Genomic DNA, 16,208 nt, shown 5'->3' with positions numbered 1-16,208 from the left:
CGCTCGTGACGTGTTACTCTCTCACTGCCGGGGACGCGGCCCCGGCGTGGTTGTCGATGCAGTCGTCCGGCCCGCGCGCCGAACTCGCGGCGTGACGGGCGCTATTCGAGCCGCGCGTGGGCGGTCAGCCGAACTTGCCGGTGATGTAGTCCTCGACGCGCTGGCTCTCGGGGTTCTCGAAGATCTTGTCGGTGTCGTCGAACTCGACCAGCTCCCCGCCGGTGAGGAAGACGGCGGTCTGGTCGGAGATGCGGGCCGCCTGCTGCATGTTGTGCGTGACGATGACGACGGTGTACTCCTTCGAGAGTTCCTCGACTAGGTCCTCGATCTTCGAGGTGGCGATGGGGTCCAGCGCCGAGGCCGGTTCGTCCATCAGGATGACCTCCGGGTCGACGGCCAGACAGCGGGCGATACAGAGCCGCTGCTGTTGCCCGCCGGAGAGTCCCAGCGCGTTGTCGTCCAGTCGGTCGCTGACCTCGTCCCACAGCGCCGCCTGTCTGAGCGAGCGCTCGACGAGTTCGGCCTCCTTCTCGGTGTCGTCGCGGCCGAACAAGCGCGCGAGCAGCCCCTTGTCGATGTCGCCGTGCTTTCGCGGCCCGTAGGAGATGTTCTCGCGGATGGACTTCGGGAACGGGTTTGGCGACTGGAACACCATCCCGATGCGCTTGCGGAGTTCGACGAGGTTGGCGTTGGGGTCGTAGATCTCGGTCCCGTCGAGTTCGACCGACCCCTCGATGCGCGCGGCCTTGATGCGGTCGTTCATCCGGTTGAGACAGCGCAGGTACGTCGACTTCCCACAGCCCGAGGGACCGATGAGCGCCGTCACGGAGTTCTCGGGGATGTCCATCGAGACGTCCTTCAGGGCGTGGTCGTCGCCGTACCAGACGTTCAGGTTCTCGACGGAGAGCTTCGGCTCGCCCGCGAAGGAGTAGTCGGTCCACTCCTCGCGGACGCGCTCTTCGCTCTCGCCCGCCGTGGTGGTCGTCTGCTGGTCTGTACCCGTCTCCATGTCCGCGTCGTTGATTGCGTTACTCATAGTTCAGCTTTCTCCGGAAGTAGGTCCGCGCGGTGATCCCCACGGCATAGAAGGTCAGTACGACCATCAGCAGGATAAACGCTGTTGCCCATCCGCGGGAGGGCGAGCCGCTGACGCCCGCGGAGATGACCGCCCACACCTGCGTCGGCAGCGACGCCGTCGAGGACAGTAGCGCGTCGTTCGCGACGAACGGCGGCTGGGCGGTGAATCGGAACCCGCCGATGACGTCGATGGCCTCCGTCGAGTTCAGGGTCGACCCCAACACGAGGATGAGCGGGGCCGTCTCGCCGGCGATGCGACCGACGCCGAGGATGATTCCCGTGATGACGCTCGGCATCGCCGCCGGAACGACGACGCTCCGGATGGTCTCCCACTTCGAGACGCCGAGCGCCGCGCTGGCGTCGCGGTACTCGTCCGGGACGGCCTTGACGGCCTCCCGGGAGGTGATGAGCACCAGCGGCAGGAGCATGAACCCGAGGACGAGCATCCCCGCGAGCAGCGACTCGTCGCCGCCCAGTCGGGGGAGGAGGAACGCGGCCCCGAACAGGCCGAAGACGATGCTGGGGGTGCTCCAGAGCGCGTTGGTCGCGATCTCGACCAGCGCGGTGAAGCGTCCCTGTTCGGCGTACTCGGTGAGGAAGACGGCCGCGCCGATGCCGAGCGGCACCGCGAACAGCGTCGCGCCGACGACGAGCCACACCGTCCCGACGATGGCCGGGAGGATGCCGCCGGGGTCGGCCCCCAGCGGGATGTACGGCGTCAGCGCCATCGGGAACGACAGCGTGCCCTCGTTCGAGACGGAGACGCTGAGGACGTTGAACTGGACGCCCGTGACCGCGACGTGGAGGCCGACCAGCGCGAGGTGGCCCGCCGTCGCGGCCAGTCCGAGCGTGATCTCCTCACCGAGGAGTCGCCGCTGGAGCGTGTCGGTACTGTTTCGTTTCGCCGAGGCGACCAGCGCCGTCGCCGCGAGCGACGCGACGGCGGCGTACAGCGCCACGACCGGTACGACGTTGACCGGGCCGACGATGGGCACGATGTTCGCCGGCGTCTGCAGGAACAGGACGGCCGTCAGCAGACCGAGACTGCCGAGCAGACCGACGACGAAGAATTTCGCGCGGTCCTGTGCGCGGTCGGCGAGCGAGCCGTCGCCGACGAGCACGCTCGCGGTCGGCAGCGCGGCGAGGCCGAGGGCGGCCGCGGAACCGACCATGACCAGCGGATAGGCGACGGTGAGGCCCAGCGGAATCCCCAGCGGCGCGTATCCGAACAGGAGGAAGACGCCGATCAGCACGCCGATGCCGCCGATCACGAGCGGAAGCGCCCGCTGGACGGTCTCGAGGCGGTCGAACCGGCTCCCGACGTTACGGAGGTTCCCGTACGACCGATAGAAGTAGGCGAAGAGGACGAGCGCCGGCGCGACGAGGAGCAACGCGCCGACTCTGGGGTCGGGGGTCACCGCGACGGCGGTGTCGAGCACCTGCGGTTGGCGGTCGACCCAGACCGTGTAGGTGAAGGGGAGCGCGAGGCGGCGACCCAGCGCCGCCGTGGCGAGCAGGAGGGCGGCCACCGCGCCGGTCGCGGCGAGCGGGAGCAGCCGGAACAGCTGGCGCGCCCCGGTGTTCCAGTCGTCCGTGCCCGCGGGCTTGCGCGCGTGTGCGACCGAAAAGACGAGCGCCGGTGCGAGGAGCGCGAGCGCCGACAGCGCGCCGATGGTGAGCCCGTGAAGCGCGTAGCCGACCCCCTTGACGGTCACGAAGACGACGATGGTGGCCATGACCGCGACCATCAGGAACGCGTTGAGGTTGATGACGAGGAACGCGCCGAACTGCCGGCCGCGCGCCCCGAACCCGGCGCGGGACTTCGCCGCGGCCCACGCCGAGAGGATCGCGCCGAAGACGACGAATATCGGGATGACCGCTCCGCCGGTGAACCCGCCGGAGATGTTCTGGGGATTCCACTGCCAGCCGACGCCGATGACCGCCGTGGCGATGACGGCACCGAACGTCCCGACGACGAGGGCCGGCGGCAGCGTCGAGCCGACGTCCTCGCTCGGGACGACCGTCAGCGTCGCCAGCACGGCACCGCCGACCAGCGCGATGGCGAGCCACGGAAGCGACCCGAACTCGGCGACGGAGGCCCCCAGCGTAGCCCCGAGTATCAGTCCGATGACGCCGAACGCGCCGCCGGCGAGCAGCCCCGCGCTCGCGCTCGGCTCCGTGTCGACGACCCCCGCCTTCGAGGCGAGACCGGCCGCGGCGACGGCGGCCGCCTCGACGAGCAGGACGACGCCCAGAAGCGTCGCCAGCGTGACCGGGACCGCGTAGGCGAACACTGTCAGCGCGAGCGTATTGACGACGAGACCGAGCGCGATGCCGCGGACTCGCTTCGAGGTGATGGGCGTGACGTTGGCCCACGAGAACGCCCCGACGACGCCGACGCCGCCGACGACGACGGCGAGCAACAGCAGGAAGAACTCCCCGAGCGCGCCGCCGCTGGCGTCGAGGCCGACCGCGTCGACCAGCGTTATCATCCCGAGCGTGAAACTGACGATGCTCAGCGCGATCGCGGTGTCCAGCCCGCGGTCGTAGAGGTTCGATTCGGCCGAGACCAGTGCGTTCTCGTTCGCGTAGGCGTCGCTCATTGTTGCCCCTTGAGTTTCTCCTGCATCCGCTGTTCGATGTACTGCGAGACGACGCTCATCCCGGCGACGATGACGAACAGCATCACGCCGGCGACGAACAGCACCTCGATGGTGCTCTCGGAGGCGCTCCCGTACTGGGTGGCGATGAGGCTCGTCAGGGTGGCGTTCGCGTCGAAGATGTCGAACAGCGGGTCGGCGAACTGCGTCCCCGAAGCCATGATGGCCGCGACGGCCATCGTCTCGCCGATGGCGCGGCCGAGACCGAGGATGACGCCGGCCGAGATGCCCGAGAACGCGGCCGGGATCGAGATGCTCTTCATCGTCTGCCACTTCGTCGCGCCCATCGCGATGGACCCGTCGCCCATCGCCTCGGGAACGCTCGACAGCGCGTCCTCGCCGACCGAGACGACCGTCGGCAGCGCCATCACGCCGACGACGACGCCCGCGATGAGGAAGCTCGCCCCGTCGTCCAGGAAGGACTTCTGGATGAAGCCGTTCAGGACCTGGAAGCCGATGAATCCGTAGACGATCGAGGGGATTCCCGCGAGCACCTCGACGCCGGGTTTGATGACCTCGCGGAGGCCGTCGCTGGCGACCTCGGCGATGAAGAGCGCGCCGAACAGGCCGAGCGGGCCGGCGATCGCGCCCGCGATGAGCGTGACGACGACGGTCGCCCATATCATCGGGATCAGCGAGAACGCGTCGCTAGATGGGTTCCAGTAGGGGTAGCCGCTCGGTAAGACGGCGTCGAGCCAGAAGAACCAGCGCGTCTGCCCGTTCTGTTCGGGAATGAGGAAGAGCCCCAGCCCGTGTTCGAGAAACGCGGGGACCGATCGGGCGAAGAGGAAGATAGTGATGAACGTCACCGTCAGAACCGTCAGAACCGTCGCTATCAGCGTCAGCATTCGCGCGATTTCGGCCTGATACGTCACCCAGCCGATCGCGGTCACGACGAGGAACGCCCCGAAGACCAGCGGCGCGATGGCCGGTCGAACGAGGAAGACGGCGAGCGTCGCCAGCAGCGCCGCTCCCGACGCGCCGACGGCCCACGCGGACCCGTCCGTGGCGTCCCCGCCCAGTAGCAGTTCTCGTGCGCTGTTCTGTGCGTCGTCTATCATGGCGTCGTATCGAGCGTCGGTGCTGTCGTCTGTGCCATCCCGTGTTCCCTTCGACTGTCGCAATCACCGGCAGGCATTTATACCTGCTCAGGTAGCTTCTGCAGTTGTTTCTCCTGGCGACGCTTGCTCAGTTTGAAGTAGTTGTTCGGCGCGACGAAGGTGTCCTGGCCGAAGTCGTGCAGTATCATGTTGAGGACCGCCGCTTCCTTCTTCGACGTGCCGTCCCACGTGTAACAGTGGAGGTCGCGCGAGAGCGGGTACTCCTTGGAGTCGAGCCCGTGCTTCTCGTCTTTGTAGGAGTAGGTCGTCCCCTCCCATTCGAGAGCGATGGTGGCGACCCCCGCCGTGCCGAGGAACGTCAGCGCGAGGTAGCTGATGGCGTTGTTGGCCTGTGCGACGGCCTGTGCTAAGCGCTGGTTCTGGCCGTAGCGGTTGGCGACCTGCGTGTTCTCCTTGGGATTGCCGAAGACGTTCGAGACGAACGAGGTCCGGGTCCCGGAGTCCTTGACGCGGCCGAGGACCTGAATCTCGCGGTCCGGGCCGCCCAGTTCCTTCCAGTTGGTGATGCGGCCCTTGTAGAGGTCCTTGAGCTCCTGGCCGGTGATCTTCTCGACGCCGGCGTCGGCGATCTCCTGGGAGACGACCAGCGGTTGGCCGTCGACGCCGACGACGTGGTCGACGAACTTCTCGTAAGAGTCTCGCTCGGGGAGTTCGTCCCTGACGTTCCCGCTGGAGTTCCCGATGTCGAGCTGGCCGTTCATCACCTTCTCGACGCCGGTCCCGGAGTGAGAGAGCGCGACGGTGAGTTTGAACGGCGGGCCGTCTTCGCTCCCGTCGAAGCCGTAGAGGCTGCCCCAGTAGTCGGCGAGGCGCTTGTCCGTCTCGATACCGTACTCGCCGTGGGGCCAGTACTCGGAGTCGCTGGCCGGCCGGTTGGCGTTCCAGTACGACGACGCCGACTTCACGATGGGGTACACCGTCGAGGAGCCGCCGGACTCCAGCGGCCCCACCGAGCCGGAACTGCCCGCGCTGTCGGTCGCGTTCGTGGAGGCTCCGCCGTCGGACCCGCTCGAACCGGATCCGCCGCTGCTCGGTACGCCCCCGTTGCGTCTCCCACTCGAACAACCGGCGATAGCTGCTGCGCCCGTTACTCCGGTCGCCGCGATGAACTTACGGCGCGAAATGCGGTCGGATACCCGCTGGGAGTCCGTCATCATCCGAGATAGGCCGAGGACGTATTAAACGCGTTTATAATAGGGGTATTTTCCAGTATGATGGGTCTAGTCCACACAGTAGACGACATAGCGTTAGGGAGCGCTATATAGTCGAACGTAGTCGAGTCGCGTGACCGTCTGACGGTCGGTTAGACCTGCTCGGGGAGCTTCTTCTTCTGTTCCTCCTGGCGGCGCTTGCTGAGTTTGAAGTAGTTGTTCGGCGCGACGAAGGTGTCCTGACCGAAGTCGTGCAGTATCATGTTGAGGACCGCGGCCTCCTTCTTCGACGTGCCGTCCCAGGTGTAACAGTGGAGGTCGCGCGAGAGCGGGTACTCCTTGGAGTCCAGCCCGTTCTGGTCGTCCTGGTAAGCGTAGGTCGTCCCCTCCCATTCGAGCGCGATCGGGGCGACCCCCTCCGTGTCGATGAACGCCAGCGCGAGGTAGCTGATGGCGTTGTCGGCCTGTGCGACGGCCTGTGCCAGGCGCTGGTTCTGCCCGTAGCGGTTGGCGACCTGCGTGTTCTCCTTGGGGTTACCGAAGACGTTCGAGACGAACGAGGTCCGGGTCCCGGAGTCCTTGACGCGGCCGAGGACCTGAATCTCGCGGTCCGGGCCGCCCAGTTCCTTCCAGTTGGTGATCTCGCCTTTGTAGAGGCCCTTGAGCTGATCGCCGGTGATCTTCTCGACGCCGGCGTCGGCGATCTCCTGAGAGACGACCAGCGGCTGGCCGTCGACGCCGACGACGTGGTCGACGAACTTCTCGTAAGAGTCTCGCTCGGGGAGCTCGTCCTCGACGTTCCCGCTGGAGTTGCCGATGTCGAGCTGGCCGTTCATGACCTTCTCGACGCCGGTCCCGGAGTGGGAGAGACCGACGGTGAACTGGAAGGGCGGGCCGTCGTCCTCGCTGCTGAAGCCGTAGAGACCGCCCCAGTAGCTAGCGAGGGCCCTGTCCGTCTCGATGTCGTACTCGCCGTGAGGCCAGTATTCCGTGTCGTCGGCAGGCCGGTTAGCGCTCCAGTACGACGCCGCCGTGTTCATGATCGGGTACACCGTCGAGGAGCCGCCGGATTCCAGAGGCCCCGACGCGCCGGACTCGCTCCCGCTGTCGGTGTCCTCCGTGGCGCTCCCGCCGCCGGAACCGGTCGAGCCGTCGGTATCAGGTGCGCTCGTGCTTCCACCGTCGCCGCCGTCGCCGCCCGAGCAGCCGGCGATAGTCGCTGCGCCCGTTACCCCTGTCGCCGCGATGAACTTGCGACGCGAAACGCGGTCCGAGAGCCGCTCTGAGTCCTGCGTCATCACCTGAAACAGGCCGAGGGAGTGTTAAACCCGTTTATAATAGGGGTACTTTCGGGTATGGGGAGTTCAGTTTCCTCCGTAGGCATCGTATCGCTATATCCGGGTATAGAGCGCTATTGAGAGTCCGGACTCCGAAACGAGCCCCCTTGTGCCAGATGCGAACAGGTGCCGTTTTCGGTGCGGAAGGCGTAGCCGTTCGTATGGTCGTCCCGCTGGAGATGGGGTGGCGACACCTCCTGTTCGAGAACTGGCCCGTCGAGCCGTCGGTCGTCGACGCCCACCTGCCGGACGCGCTCACCGTCGACGTCCACGACGGGCACGCGTGGCTCTCGGCCGTTCCGTTCACCAACGTCGCGGTGCGGCCGCGGGGGTTTCCCGCCCGCGTCGGCATCCGCCTGCCCGAACTCAACCTGCGGACGTACGTCACCTGCGACGGCGAACCCGGCGTCTACTTCTTCACCCTCGACGCGCAGGGCCTGCTGAGTGTGGCGGGCGCGCGCCTCTTTCAGCACCTCCCCTATCGCTACGCTCGCATCTCTCTGGAACTGGACGACGGCCGAGTGCGGTTCGCCAGCCGTCGGTGTCAGCCGGGCACGCGCCCCGCGCGGTACGAGGCGACCTACTGGCCGACCGGCGAACCGTTCGCGGCCCCCGAGGACCCGCTCGCCGAGTTCCTCGTCGAGCGCTACCGCTTCTTCACGGAGTCCCCCGACGGGACCCTCCGCTACACCGGCGTCGACCACGACCCGTGGACGCTCTATCCCGCGACCGCGGACATCGAGACCGACACGCTTCTGACCGCCGAGGGGTTCGCCCGCCCGGACGCCGACCCGGTGTACTACTACAGTCCGGGACTGGACGTCGAGGCGGCCGTGAGCCGGCGGTGGTCGGAGTTCCCGGGAGACGCCTGACCGCCGAGCGAGCGTCGGGCGACTCCTCCCGCGACGACCGCGCGACGCCCTCTTCGGTCTCGTCGCCGACAACCGTTACTGTTCGAACGCGCGGACGAGGGGACCGGTGCATGATCCCGGACGAAGACGTCAGCGACCCGTTTCTGGAGTGATACGAGGTCGGTCCCTCACGGGCCCGGTCGCCCGACCGAAACGGACGTGCTTTTCAGCCGTGGTCGCGAAGTACGGCTCGGTGGCGATGACGAGCAGTTACCCCCGCTCAGCCCCTTGTGATGAGAGCTTTTGACCGAGCCACCGTTTCCGTGCGACGAGCGATGCGAACCCGGTCGCTTCGGCTGGAGAACCCGGCGGCGGGAGCGGGGTTTTCCGATACTGAGAGCGCGGTCGAAACACCCCCCGATAGCCTACTGCGGACTATCGAGCGGGCCGTTCGCTCGGGGGAGTCGTTTCGAGAAAATCGCAGTCTCGTCCGGATACTCCGTCAGATACGTTCGCTTCAGAACGGCGCTTCGGGACCTTCGTTCGCGGTCTGATCTCCGTCGTCGCTCGATTCGAGCGCGCCCTCCCAGCCGGTGAGGCCGGGCGCGAAACTGTCGACACGGCCGTCGAACCCCTCGTAGGAGGCGATGAGCCGGGCGGCCTGTACGCTGGACTTCCCCTTCGGGCATACCGTCACGACTCGCTCCTCGTCCTCGAACCGTTCGACCTCGTCGACGAGCGACGGGAAGGGGACGTTCTCGCTGCCGGGGATGTGGCCTCGCTCGAAGGCGTTCGGCGAGCGGATGTCCACGACCCGCGCCTCGTCCTCGTCGAGCAGCGCTCGCAGCTCCTCGCCGTTGATTTCGCCGTCCATGTCCCTTCGAAAACGGTCGAGCCCTAAACGTGCTCCGACTACAGCAAACCGTCGGCCCGCGCGAGCAGAATCCCCTCGATGGTGGCGTCGTTGGCCGGTTCGCGGCGAGCGACGTCGAGGGCGTCCTCGACGGGGACCGTCGTCACCGAGAGGAACTCGTTGTCGTCTAAGTTCCGGTCGACGGGGTCAAGTCCCTCGGCGAAGACGATACCCCGGCGGTGTCTGAGGACGCCGGTCGAACACCAGAACTCCTCCAGCAGGGAGACGCCGGCGGGGTCGAACCCGGTCTCCTCGCGGAGTTCGCGCGCGCCGGCCGTCGTGTAGGACTCGCCGTCCTCGACGATGCCGGCGGGCAGTTCGAGACACTGCTCGCGGATGACCGGCCGGAACTGGTCGACGAAGACGAGTTCGTCGCCGGTGCGAGCCACCACGACGACGGCGTCGGGGAGTTCGGCCCAGTAGTAGTTCTTCTCCGAGCCGTCCGGTTGCCGGACGCGGTCGTAGCCGCCGGCGTACCAGCCGGTCTCGTACTCCGTCGCCGATTCGACGACTGGCCACTCGTGGGTCTGGTCGCGGGTCATGGTCGCTGTGTCACGGCGAGGCGGTAAAACGTCCCGCCGTGGCGGACGACCACCGTCTCGCCGTCGGCCGCCGCGGGCGCCTGCTGACGGAGCGCGTCGAGTTCGTCGAACGGCGAGTGGGTGAACGCTCCCTTCAGTCCGACGGGACCGCGCCAGTAGAGCTCCGACCGACCGGTGTCGTTCGCCGCGGCGTCGGCGAGCGCGGCGGTCGTGTAGGGGTAGCGCTGTGCCGAGAGAGTACTGCCGTTGGCCGCCGTGCCGTCCTCGACGCTGAAGCTCCCGTTCTCCGGCGTCGCGGTGAGGTAGTACGGGTCGCCGCTCTTGAGATAGCTGGGGAGCGCGCCCAGCGCCAGGAGGAGGAGGACGACGACGCCCACGCCCAAGATGAAGTTGCGGGTGACCGTCCGCATCAAACGACCTCGCTGTAGATGCGCCCGAACGCCTGCCGGCGGAGCGTGCCGACGGCGGCTTGGCGCTCCGACTGGAACGTGGCCGCGACCGCTTCCTCGGCGAACTCGGGCGCGTGCCAGACGACGTTGTCGACGTTGTCGGCCCCGACGACGGTCACCTCGTGATCGGCGTCGGCCGCCCACGCCTCGAACTCCTCGGCTGTTCCGACGGTCACCGCGAGCGATTCGGCGAACAGCACGTCCCGCGCCGTCTCGACGACCTCGCTCGTGACGCGGTCGCGGTACTCCTCGGCGTCGAGCCCCATCGCCTTCGCCACCTCCTTGACGACGACCTGCGCGGTCGGTCCCAGTGCCTCGTAGCGGTCCTGCGCCTCGGCGACTGTCGTCGGCGAGAACTGCCCCTCGGTCTCCATGCCCGGACCTAGGTAGCCGCGGAACTATTCGGTTTCGTCTCCGGTCGCGTCGCCGTCCGCGCGCTGCCCGTCGGTCCCGTCCCCTTCGTCGCCGCTCTCCCCGTCCTCGCTCTCGTTGTCCAGCATCTCCCGCGTGAGGTCGCGGGCCTCGGCTAACACCTCTCTGTCCTCGTCGCTCATCGACCGCTGGCCGCGGTGGCTGTCGGTCCCCGGCGGCAGGTCGCCCTCCCCGGGGACGCCTCCGCGGCCGTGATCGTGGTCGTGGTCGTGTCCGGAGTCCACGCCGCTCTCTTCGAACACCTGCGGGAACTCCGTCTCCTCGGCGTGAGCGGTGACCTCTTCGGCCAGTTCGTTCTCACCCAACTGCCCCCAGTTCTCGACGTGATCGTCCAGCCACGACTCGTGGTCGCCGCCGCTGGTCATCGCCGTGAACGCGAGGTGGTTCGCGAGGTGACGGGCGTCTGCCTGCGGGTCGTCACAGACGGGGCACGCGTATCCCATTGTATCGGAAGGGAGGCGACGGAGCTCTATAGAAAGCCGGGTCTCAGCGGGACGGGACTGCCGGTCTCACAGCAAGCGGACCATGACCTGCGCGTCTTCGCCGTTGCTGTAGTAGTTGGGGATGGTCTTGCGGTGCTGGAAGCCGAACTGCCGGTACAGCCGCCGCGCGCCGTCGTTGTCCGCGCGCACTTCGAGCTTGACCGAACCGGCACCGGTCGCTATCACGGCCTCCAGCGCGCTCTCCAACAGCGCCGTCGCCACGCCCTCCCGTCGGTACTCCTCGCGCACCGCGAGGTCCTTGACGTGGCCCAGCGGCGTCCCGTGGTTCGGGACGGTGTCGGCGATGACGTACCCCGCCACCGTCGGCACGCCGTCCTCGGTGCCCGCCTCGGCGACGAGAAAGCCCTCTTCGCCGAGGTAGCTCTCCAATGCCGAGAACGGCCACGGCTGGGGGAACGACGCCTGTTCGATGCGATGAATCTCCAGCAGGTCGGCGCGCTCGGCCTGTCGAACCCCCGGTCTGTCGGTCCCGTCGCGACCGCCCGGTGCCACCGTCGTCACGGACGCACCTACGGAGCGCGTACGCATATGTGTTACCGCCGGCCGCGGCTCCGTTCTCGACATCCGCTCCGAATTTCATTTTTGAAATACATACAGATACTTACCACTAGAGGGGTCGGCCGGAAGATTCTTAATTATCACTCCCGAATCTCTAAGCGCACCCACTTTGGGTGCCACCACCCCCCACCCCCCACCCCTCTTTCCGATCTTTCCTACTTTCGACGTCGCTGAGCGACGCGTGTCTCGACTGCGCGCGACTCGTTCGCCGTTCGAGGTTCCGGCCGACGGTCGGAACCGCGCTACTCCCACCGAAACCGCCCGTCCTCCTGTACGATGTCGCCGTCCACCTCTAGCCGCGACCCCTCGTCCATCGACGTGATGAGGTCGACGTGGACCGCGCTCTCGTTGCCGGACTCCCCCGCCGGCAGGCAGGCGTCGTAGGCCCGACCGAGCGCCAGGTGAACGGTGCCGCCCATCTTCTCGTCGAAGAGGATGTTGTCGGTGACGCGGTCGACGCCGCGGTTCATCCCGACGCCGAGTTCGCCCAACCGACGTGCGCCCTCGTCCGTGTCGAGGACGTCTTCGAGGACCGCTTCGCCCTGTGCGGCCGCAAAGTCCGTGACCGAGCCGTCCTCGAAGGTGAGTTCCGCGTCGCGGACTCGGCGGCCCTGGATCGTCATCGGCACGTCGAAGGTGACGACGCCCTCGGTGGCCTCCGGCGCGGTGAACACCTCGCCGGAGGGGAGGTTGTGCGAGTCGTAGGCGACGCTGGCCGCGGAATTGACGGCCGTCCGGCCCTCGATCGACATCGTGAGGTCCGTCCCGTCGGCGACGAGGCGGACTTCCGCTCCGTCGTCGAGTATCTCCTTCAACTGCGCCTGCTCCTCGGCCAGCGCCTCCCAGTCCCGCAGCGTCGCGTCGTAGACGAAGTCCCGATAGGCCTCGTAGGCCATCCCGGCCTGCTGGGCCATCGCGCGCGTCGGGTGCTGGGTCGAGACCCAGTCGGTATCGAGCCGCGCTTCCCGAATATCTCGCCGAGCCTTCGAGTACGCCTGTCGCCGTTCGCCGGCCACGTCGGCGGTGCCGGCGGTGTTGTTCGTCCCGGAGAGGATCAGGACGCTGTCGGCTCGCTCGTACAGCGCCAGTTCGTAGCCGGGATTCGCCTCGAACTCGCCGTCGTGCGCTCGGAGGTACGCTCGCGTGAGCTCGTCCGAGCGGTACGTCGAGAGCAGGTTCGCCCCCCGCTCGCCGAGCGCCTCGGCGACGGCGACGCCCAGGTCGTGCGCGCCCTCCTCGACCTGCACGACGACGTCGTCGCCGGCCTCGATGCGAGCGCTCCAGTCGACGAGCGTCCGTGCGTGTTCGCGTACGCGGTCGTCCATGCTCGCTCGTGGAACCGGCCCGATAGAAAGCGTATCGTCTCCGGAACGGTTCCCGAGCGGGGCGCGTAGCCGAACCGGAATCCCTACCTGTACGCTGGGAAATCAGCAGGCATGGAACTTGGCGTCATCGGACTCGGACGCATGGGACGGATCGTCGTCGACCGCGTACTCGACGCGGGCCACGACGTGGCGGTCTTCGACATCGACGACGACGCGGTCGCCGACGCCGCCGACGCGGGCGCGCGCCCGGCAGACACCATCCCGGACCTCACGGAGTCGCTGGGCGAGGACAAGCGCATCTGGCTGATGGTGCCCGCCGGCGACCCGGTCGACGCCGCGCTCGACGAACTCGCGCCTCACGTCGACGGCGACGACGTCGTCGTCGACGGCGGGAATTCCCACTTCGAGGACTCGGTCCGACGCGCCGACTCGACCGACGCCGCCTACCTCGACTGCGGCACCTCCGGCGGTCCCGCCGGCGCGGAACTGGGCTTCTCGCTGATGGTCGGCGGCCCGCAGTGGGCCTACGACGAGCTCGAACCGGTCTTCGACGCCGTAGCGACCGGCCCGGCGGGCCACGACCGGATGGGGCCGGCGGGGTCGGGCCACTACGTGAAGATGGTCCACAACGGCGTCGAGTACGCGCTGATGCAGACCTACGGCGAGGGCTTCGAACTGCTCGCCAACGGCCGCTACGACCTCGACCTGGAGGCCGTCGCGCGCACGTGGAACAACGGCGCGGTCATCCGCTCGTGGCTGCTGGAACTCTGCGAGGAGGCCTTCCGCGAGGAGGGCGTCGACCTCGGAACCGTCGCCGACCGCGTCGAGGGCGGTTCGACGGGGACGTGGACGGTCCAAGAGGCCCTCGAACAGGAGGTCCCGGTCCCGCTCATCTACCAGGCGCTGGCCGAGCGCTTCGGGTCGCGAGCCGACGACGGCCGCTTCGCCCGGCGGCTCGCCAGTCGCCTCCGGTACGGCTTCGGCCGGCACGACGTGCCGCGACGCGAGTGAGACGGCTGCGACGCGAGTGCGCTACGACCCGGTCCGTTTCTCCCATCCGGCGCGGCCAAACGGCGGAATCCAAAGCTTAGTTAAACCAGTACTCCATAGCCGCCCGTATGGTTGAACTCGCAGGCGTCCTCGGCGGGGCCGTGCTCGCCCTCACCGTGGTGGCGCTCCACTACGCGAAAGGGACCGGCTGGGAGGCGTCGGAGGACATCTCCCAGGAGGTCTTAGAGCAGCGCGCCGCGTCGGTTCCGGAGACCGACTTCCCCGAACCGTACAACCGCTCCATCGGCGGTGGCGGTGCGGCCGCGATCCCCGCCGGCGGCAGCGAGGGCGAACTCGCCGAAGGTGAGGAAGGGGAAGCCGAAGAAGAAGAGGAGGGCTTCGACCCCGACGCGATCGCCGACGACGAGGTCGAGTACTACGAGGTCGAGTTCGCGAAGGAGGGCGAGACCATCGAGGTCGCCAGCAACGAGCCGCTGCTCGAAGCGGGCGAAGACGAGGGCTGGGACCTGCCCTACGCCTGCCGAGAGGGCCAGTGTATCTCCTGTGCCGGCCACATCGAGGACGGCCCGGCCGAGGACTACATCCGCCACAGCCAGAACGAGTCCCTGTTCGAAGACGACATGGAGGACGGCTACTGTCTCACCTGCGTCGCCTACCCCGTCGACGACTTCACGCTCGAAACCAGCGAGTCGCCGTAACCTCGCAACTGTTAAACGCGACTGTCGAATATCTCGTCACGTGGGCGGCTAGTTCAGCGGACAGAACGCCTGGTTCCGGACCAGATGGTCGGGGGTTCAAATCCCTCGCCGCCCGTACTTCTGTCGCTCGCATATCCGCGAGCGACGAATACGTCACGCGAGGGATTTGAAGTAGAGAACGCCGAGCGAAGCGACGGCGTTCGCGTGGTTCAAATCCCCCGCCGCCCGCCGACCTTTTTCGCAGTTCGCGGCGAAGCAGCGTCTATGGCCCACGACGACACCACGCTCGCCGATTCGCCACGTCGACTCCGCGCCGTCGGGGTCGCGTTCGGACTGTTGCTCGCGGGACTGGCCGTCAGCGTCGCCTTCGGGATCGTGTTCACCGTACCGCTGATTCTGTTCGGGACGAACGTCGAGAGTCCGACGGCGTTTCTGGCGCTGGCCGCCGTCGGACAGGTGGCGTTCCTCCTCGTCGGCTACGCGTACGTCCGGTCGCGCGGCGGCGTCCGGATTCGATGGCCGACGCGGCGAGACGTACAGTATGCGATCGGCGGTCTCGTCGGCGCGCTCGTCGCCGCCGTCGTCCTCAGCGTCGTCGTCACGGCGCTCGGCGTCGCGCCGGAGGGGAGCGTCTTCGACGACCCCATCATGGCCGATCCGCGAGTGGCGCTCGGGCTGGCGGCGCTCTCCGTCGTGCTGGTCGCGCCGGCCGAGGAACTGCTCTTTCGCGGGGCGATTCAGGGCCGTCTGCGCGAATCGTTCGGTCCGGCAGCGGCGGTCGGGCTGGCGAGTCTCGTCTTCGGGTCGACGCATCTGCTGAACTACACCGGCTCCGTCGTCGGAGCGCTCGGCGGCGTCGCCATCGTCACCGTCGGCGGTGTCATCTTCGGGACGATTTACGAACGGACGGGTAATCTGCTGGTTCCCGTCGTCGCTCATGGCGGGTACAACGCCGTCCTGCTGGTCGGGACGTATCTCACGCTGTGAGAGCCCGACGGCGGGTAGAACCCATTCGACGACCGGGACTTCGGCGTCCACCGAGTTAGTCGTCCGCGCCCATCTGTGAATCCGCTGACTGCTCTTCTTCCGCCTCGCGGCCCGGCGTCTCGGCGTCCTCGATCAGGTCCAGTAGCGGCGCGACCTCCTCGAAATTCGGCCCGCGGCGAATCGTCTCCGCCTCGCGGTCCCACTCTACGTACTCCCGCGCGTCGAGCTTCTGGAGGTGGACGCGGACGCGTCCCTGCTTCGCGGCGGCGAGGGTGTCGTCCGATTCCCCGTCCGCGAACGTCTCGGCGATGAACTCCGTCTCGTCGCACTCGCCGCGTTCCGCGAGCGCCAGCAGGATCCGGCGGCGGACCGGGCGGCTGAGCGTCTCGAAGATGGCGTCTAAGGACGTATCCGATAGCTCCGGCGGAACCGACCGCTGTCCGCTCCGCGAGTCGGTGACGGTGAGCAACTGGAGCACCTCGCGTATCACGTAGTCCTTCTCGGCTACCTCGTCGGTATCCAGTGCGTCCATGAGGTGCGCTACCGATCGCTCTCGTCCGCGAGTCCGTGTCCGGGCCGTCGTGTGTGGGTCA

Annotated in this window: 17 protein-coding genes and 1 tRNA gene; 5 read left to right on the top strand and 13 right to left on the bottom strand. The window is 67.6% G+C overall.

Features of this window, described 5'->3' with window-relative positions; genetic code table 11:
• Positions 1 to 124 precede the first annotated feature (124 nt).
• From pstB to GO488_RS08750, 5 genes are all read right to left on the bottom strand, one after another.
• A complete protein-coding gene (gene pstB / locus GO488_RS08770) occupies positions 125 to 1,036 on the bottom strand; it encodes a phosphate ABC transporter ATP-binding protein PstB (protein ID WP_162317378.1) in 912 nt (303 codons plus the stop codon).
• The gene (gene pstA / locus GO488_RS08765) at positions 1,029 to 3,680 is read right to left on the bottom strand and encodes a phosphate ABC transporter permease PstA (RefSeq protein ID WP_162317377.1); all 2,652 of its coding nucleotides are present in this window, start codon (positions 3,678 to 3,680) and stop codon (positions 1,029 to 1,031) included. Before pstA ends, pstB begins: the two co-directional genes overlap by 8 nt.
• Positions 3,677 to 4,798 carry a phosphate ABC transporter permease subunit PstC gene (pstC, locus tag GO488_RS08760; protein ID WP_162317376.1) on the bottom strand — a complete coding sequence of 374 codons (1,122 nt, stop codon included), beginning with the start codon at positions 4,796 to 4,798 and terminating at the stop codon, positions 3,677 to 3,679. The genes pstA and pstC overlap by 4 nt, the downstream gene beginning before the upstream one ends.
• Positions 4,799 to 4,875: 77 nt before the next feature.
• The gene (locus GO488_RS08755) at positions 4,876 to 6,015 is read right to left on the bottom strand and encodes a PstS family phosphate ABC transporter substrate-binding protein (protein ID WP_162317375.1); all 1,140 of its coding nucleotides are present in this window, start codon (positions 6,013 to 6,015) and stop codon (positions 4,876 to 4,878) included.
• Between the two features lie 146 nt (positions 6,016 to 6,161).
• Positions 6,162 to 7,307: a PstS family phosphate ABC transporter substrate-binding protein gene (locus tag GO488_RS08750; RefSeq protein ID WP_162317374.1), complete on the bottom strand. Its 1,146-nt coding sequence runs from the start codon at positions 7,305 to 7,307 to the stop codon at positions 6,162 to 6,164.
• A gap of 200 nt (positions 7,308 to 7,507) precedes the next feature.
• Between GO488_RS08750 and GO488_RS08745 the strand changes: the two genes are divergently transcribed.
• Positions 7,508 to 8,218, top strand: a complete 711-nt coding sequence (locus GO488_RS08745; protein ID WP_162317373.1) for a YqjF family protein — start codon at positions 7,508 to 7,510, stop codon at positions 8,216 to 8,218.
• A gap of 496 nt (positions 8,219 to 8,714) precedes the next feature.
• Here the strand turns inward: GO488_RS08745 and GO488_RS08740 are convergent, their stop codons facing one another.
• The 7 genes from GO488_RS08740 to GO488_RS08710 all read right to left on the bottom strand — a co-directional run bounded on the left by GO488_RS08740 (position 8,715) and on the right by GO488_RS08710 (position 12,919).
• On the bottom strand, positions 8,715 to 9,071 hold the full coding sequence (locus tag GO488_RS08740) for a rhodanese-like domain-containing protein (RefSeq protein ID WP_162317372.1): 357 nt from the start codon (positions 9,069 to 9,071) through the stop codon (positions 8,715 to 8,717).
• A 38-nt stretch (positions 9,072 to 9,109) separates the two neighbouring features.
• A complete protein-coding gene (locus GO488_RS08735; protein WP_162317371.1) occupies positions 9,110 to 9,652 on the bottom strand; it encodes an NUDIX hydrolase in 543 nt (180 codons plus the stop codon).
• Positions 9,649 to 10,062, bottom strand: coding sequence for a hypothetical protein (locus GO488_RS08730; RefSeq protein WP_162317370.1), 414 nt, complete (start codon positions 10,060 to 10,062; stop codon positions 9,649 to 9,651). The genes GO488_RS08735 and GO488_RS08730 overlap by 4 nt, the downstream gene beginning before the upstream one ends.
• Positions 10,062 to 10,475, bottom strand: a complete 414-nt coding sequence (locus GO488_RS08725; protein WP_162317369.1) for a DUF5809 family protein — start codon at positions 10,473 to 10,475, stop codon at positions 10,062 to 10,064. The genes GO488_RS08730 and GO488_RS08725 overlap by 1 nt, the downstream gene beginning before the upstream one ends.
• Positions 10,476 to 10,499: 24 nt before the next feature.
• Entirely contained in the window at positions 10,500 to 10,976 is a 477-nt protein-coding gene (locus tag GO488_RS08720; RefSeq protein WP_162317368.1) for a DUF5810 domain-containing protein, read from the bottom strand.
• A 66-nt stretch (positions 10,977 to 11,042) separates the two neighbouring features.
• On the bottom strand, positions 11,043 to 11,537 hold the full coding sequence (gene rimI / locus GO488_RS08715; protein ID WP_162317367.1) for a ribosomal protein S18-alanine N-acetyltransferase: 495 nt from the start codon (positions 11,535 to 11,537) through the stop codon (positions 11,043 to 11,045).
• Positions 11,538 to 11,836: 299 nt separating this feature from the next.
• Positions 11,837 to 12,919 carry an aminopeptidase gene (locus GO488_RS08710; RefSeq protein ID WP_162317366.1) on the bottom strand — a complete coding sequence of 361 codons (1,083 nt, stop codon included), beginning with the start codon at positions 12,917 to 12,919 and terminating at the stop codon, positions 11,837 to 11,839.
• Positions 12,920 to 13,030: 111 nt separating this feature from the next.
• Between GO488_RS08710 and gnd the strand changes: the two genes are divergently transcribed.
• The 4 genes from gnd to GO488_RS08690 all read left to right on the top strand — a co-directional run bounded on the left by gnd (position 13,031) and on the right by GO488_RS08690 (position 15,615).
• Entirely contained in the window at positions 13,031 to 13,930 is a 900-nt protein-coding gene (gene gnd, locus GO488_RS08705; RefSeq protein ID WP_162317365.1) for a phosphogluconate dehydrogenase (NAD(+)-dependent, decarboxylating), read from the top strand.
• A gap of 107 nt (positions 13,931 to 14,037) precedes the next feature.
• Complete coding sequence (locus GO488_RS08700; protein WP_162317364.1) at positions 14,038 to 14,628, top strand: 2Fe-2S iron-sulfur cluster-binding protein; 591 nt, start codon at positions 14,038 to 14,040, stop codon at positions 14,626 to 14,628.
• Between the two features lie 42 nt (positions 14,629 to 14,670).
• Positions 14,671 to 14,743, top strand: a tRNA-Arg gene (locus tag GO488_RS08695).
• A 149-nt stretch (positions 14,744 to 14,892) separates the two neighbouring features.
• Positions 14,893 to 15,615: a CPBP family intramembrane glutamic endopeptidase gene (locus tag GO488_RS08690; protein WP_162317363.1), complete on the top strand. Its 723-nt coding sequence runs from the start codon at positions 14,893 to 14,895 to the stop codon at positions 15,613 to 15,615.
• 55 nt (positions 15,616 to 15,670) lie between these two features.
• On the opposite strand, the gene GO488_RS08685 is transcribed toward GO488_RS08690, so the two are convergent.
• A complete protein-coding gene (locus tag GO488_RS08685; protein ID WP_162317362.1) occupies positions 15,671 to 16,147 on the bottom strand; it encodes a hypothetical protein in 477 nt (158 codons plus the stop codon).
• Positions 16,148 to 16,208 lie beyond the last annotated feature (61 nt).

This window comes from Haloarcula limicola (assembly GCF_010119205.1).
Classification (GTDB): domain Archaea; phylum Halobacteriota; class Halobacteria; order Halobacteriales; family Haloarculaceae; genus Haloarcula; species Haloarcula limicola.
Note: the sequence above shows the minus strand (reverse complement) of the source record. Positions and strands in the feature narration are given on the sequence as shown.